This window comes from Mycobacterium sp. E1386 (genome assembly GCF_001672745.1).
Lineage (GTDB): Bacteria > Actinomycetota > Actinomycetes > Mycobacteriales > Mycobacteriaceae > Mycobacterium.
Genome location: NZ_LZKH01000103.1, coordinates 1 through 765 on the forward strand (window position 1 = coordinate 1; position 765 = coordinate 765).

General features: G+C 68.8%; 2 pseudogenes. One reads left to right on the plus strand and one right to left on the minus strand.

The features are described 5' to 3' along the window. Window positions 1-467: pseudogene (locus A5709_RS11800) on the plus strand (VWA domain-containing protein); the annotation flags it as partial. A 4-nt stretch (window positions 468-471) separates the two neighbouring features. Here the strand turns inward: A5709_RS11800 and A5709_RS11805 are convergent. Beyond that, a pseudogene (locus tag A5709_RS11805) lies at window positions 472-765 on the minus strand (hypothetical protein); the annotation flags it as partial.

Below are 765 nucleotides of genomic sequence, written 5' to 3' on the forward strand. Positions count from 1 at the left end.
TCTTCACCGCCCTGCACGCGGTGCGCGCCACCGCGATCACCGGGGGCGACACCCCGCCGCCGGCCCGCATCGTGCTGCTCTCCGACGGCAAGGAGAACAAGCCGTCCAACCCCAGCGATCCGCATGACGGGGCGTTCACCGCGGCCCGGGCCGCCAAGGCCGAGGGCGTGCCCATCTCGACGATCTCCTTCGGGACGCCGTACGGCACCGTCGAGTACGAGGGGGCCACCATCCCCGTTCCCGTCGACGATCAGACGCTGCAGAAGATCTGCGAGATCACCGACGGCCAGTCGTTCCACGCCGACAGCCTCGAGTCGCTGAAGAACGTCTATGCGACCCTGCAGCGCCAGATCGGCTACGAGACCGTCAAGGGCGACGCCAGCCTGGCGTGGATGCTGCTGGGGGCCGTCGCGATGGCCGGCGCCATCCTGGCCGGCTTGTTCCTCAACCGCCGGCTGCCCTCCTGAGCGATCAGACCGGGAGCCGCCGGTTGATCAGCAGCGCCAGCGCCGTCGCGATCAGGGCGGTGATGACGCCCAGGCGCAACCACCCGGCGCTGCCCGGCCCCGGCACCGTGCGGTAGCCGATGTCCTTCTCGATCGCGTTGTAGCTCTTGGAAAGCTCGGCGACGTTGCTGGCGGTGTAAGACTGCCCGCCGGACAGCTTGGCGATCATCTTCATCTGATCCGTCGCGACGGGGACGGCGACCCGCTGCCCGTCCATCTCGATCTCGCCGGTCTTGGTGCCGAACGAGATCGTCGAGAT